Genomic DNA, 2,619 nt, shown 5'->3' on the forward strand with positions numbered 1-2,619 from the left:
ATCAACACGCCATCAGAATCCCCCAGACCCTATTGTCAACCCCTGTAAAAACTGTCCAAAAATCACAGGTTATCAATGGGGGTCAATTTAAATAATCCATAGGGGGTCAATTTGTTGAGAATATCCAATTGTGTACTAAATGCGAAAATAAGTAGAAAAAGCCACAAATCAATCAAATTTCGCAATTTGCTAAATAGCTGATAATCATTGCAACCAACTATATTTAGTTATATTCTTTTTCCCCACGTTAGGTTATTAGGTGCCTTGATGCCTATTCTTACAACTCCTGACATTGAGAGCATGAAATCAGCAATAACCGAATATCTCAGACTTGAGGATAGCGAATGTGAATCGCTTTAACCTTAAGCTCTTATGCTGCCAAATTTTGCGGTTATGTCGTTAGTTCAAGCAGTAATCCATTTCTATCAGTTCTCTGTATGATTTTGCGAGGTCGTGGATGGCTTCATCATTGAGAATCCAGATTTCATTGCCGCCGTAGGAGTCTTTGAGGTCGTACATGAGGTTGAGAAGAGCAACGTCACGATTGGGCGCAGTCAGATTGCTTTCCTCTAAATACATCACTTGGACAAGCCAGTTGTCCGGATTGATGCGAAGGTTGCAGTCTGCCACATCCGGGTCGGTATCAATACGCTCCTGAACGGCGGAACAAATTGCCTGTTCAAGAGCGTAAATCTGTTCTTCTGATATGGTAGTGATTTTCATTATTGATCAGGTATGATATTTTTTGCCCATGCCGGAAGTTCATCGACATACATCTTTTCAAGTCTGCCGTCAGTCAGTCTGAACTGAATCTGCGCGTCCCGGTCATTGACCGAATTGTCATAGACATAAAGGCGGTCAACCAACGATGCTATCGCCTCGCAGTTGATTATAGACTTGGTATATCGGGATATTATCTTCCGGATTGGCACATCATGTCCTCCCTCCATGACCCTTTTTGCTATTCGGGAGGCGTTGATGGACGGATGACTTGTAGATATAAAGAATACACGGATAAAGAATCCGGCTTCCTTGGCACGGACAAGAAAGTCTATCTTGTCTTCAGCGGAGAAGACTGTTTCAAACACAAAACTCACTTTGTCTCGGAGGCACTGCTCACGCCATTCGGCGCAATAGTTGGCTGCCTGTAGCACAGCCTCCCGAGAGTTCCAATCGCCGAATTTATCATTGGCAATCTGGTCGGGATTGATATAGACAGTGCCATCAGCCCATTCGTGATGAAGGAATTTCTGGGTTACAGAAGTCTTACCAGACCCGTTAGGCCCGGCTATCACTATGAGTTCCGGCTTTCTCCCAGCTTTAACCATTTATTGCACTGTTAATGCGATCAGCCCATTTTGCCTTTACGACTTCGGCTTCTCGACGCATTTCAGAGAAATAAGCAGCGGTTGCCTGCTCCTGACGCACCTTGGCATCATGAGCAACCTCCTTCATAAGCTGTGCCAACATCTCATCACTCGGCTCTTGTCCCGAAGTGAAACGATATGAATTCATTTCCTGTTCTGACATAATTCCGTACTGTTAGATTACAAAGTTATAACAATTATTTCATATATCGAGTTTTACGGCTTCCTTATCTCTTGGATTAAATTGGGAAAGAACCTCCAATCATATCATCCTATAAAAGTTATCTTCCATTGACCGGCTTTGTTGGAGCCAGCCTTTTCGGTAACGACTTTGTCCTGCATAAGACGACGTTGATAACGTATTGACTCGGGTTTCGTTCCAAGCGCATTGGCGATTTCCTCTATCGAAGATTCAGGGAATGAGACCATGTGTTTAAGGATTGAGCGTTGGATAACAGATAAATCCGAGTGTGAATTTATGTGTGAAATTATCTGTGAATCCGAATTGTCATCAATATCTACTCTGCTGTAATCCTTAATATTATGCCCGTTATTTATCTGTGAATATGCCTGTGAATTTATCTGTGATTTCACAGATAAAGGCAATGTCAGCCACACCTCGTTTACTTCTGGCTCTTCATGGATTTCAGGATTATTGAATCCGAGGGTGTCCCATGCCTTGATTATCTTCATGAAGCCAGACCCGATATTGTCACCGAATCCTATCATTCGTAGCATCTTCTGGATTGTGCTGTTACGAGCCTGTGTATAGTCGCCATTATATATACGCTCGGGGGAGATTCGGAGCGTACCGGGATTCCGCATCACTATCCTGTCGGTGCGACGGTCAATGCGCAGCACACCTCCAAGCAGGTAGTCGCAATACGTGATGCAGTTGATCATTGCCTCCCTGACAGCTTCATGGAGCGGGCCCCCGTCTCGTCTCACTGTTCCTTCAAGTTTTCCTTCAGATGGCAATGTAAAAAGCAGTTTGCGCAGAGCCAGAACAAGGAAGTTATACAGATTATGCTCCCAACGGCCGTCGTCAGTAAGTCTATCATTCCATTTCTTACTGTCGCCCGGCTCTATATCAATCAGGTCAAGATAATCAAGTCTGAAATTAGGAAACGCGAGTTCGGGATAAGGAACACCATAAAAAAGTTGAATCGGCAGCTTGAAAAAGCTGCCGATTTTTTTTGGCAATATCACTGATGTTTAGTAATTTAGATGCAACAAACAATAAATACTGTAT

General features: G+C 43.5%; 4 protein-coding genes. All 4 read right to left on the reverse strand.

The features are described from left to right. Positions 1–399: 399 nt before the first annotated feature. Complete coding sequence (locus C5O24_RS12435) at positions 400–723, reverse strand: hypothetical protein (protein WP_107037083.1); 324 nt, start codon at positions 721–723, stop codon at positions 400–402. Then, entirely contained in the window at positions 723–1,328 is a 606-nt protein-coding gene (locus C5O24_RS12440; protein ID WP_107037082.1) for an ATPase, read from the reverse strand. The genes C5O24_RS12435 and C5O24_RS12440 overlap by 1 nt, the downstream gene beginning before the upstream one ends. Next, positions 1,321–1,530, reverse strand: coding sequence for a hypothetical protein (locus C5O24_RS12445; protein ID WP_107037081.1), 210 nt, complete (start codon positions 1,528–1,530; stop codon positions 1,321–1,323). The genes C5O24_RS12440 and C5O24_RS12445 overlap by 8 nt, the downstream gene beginning before the upstream one ends. Positions 1,531–1,634: 104 nt before the next feature. Then, the gene (locus C5O24_RS12450) at positions 1,635–2,570 is read right to left on the reverse strand and encodes an ATP-binding protein (RefSeq protein ID WP_133165584.1); all 936 of its coding nucleotides are present in this window, start codon (positions 2,568–2,570) and stop codon (positions 1,635–1,637) included. Positions 2,571–2,619: the final 49 nt, after the last annotated feature.

Origin of the sequence: Paramuribaculum intestinale, from assembly GCF_003024925.1 — a bacterium.
GTDB lineage: Bacteria > Bacteroidota > Bacteroidia > Bacteroidales > Muribaculaceae > Paramuribaculum > Paramuribaculum intestinale.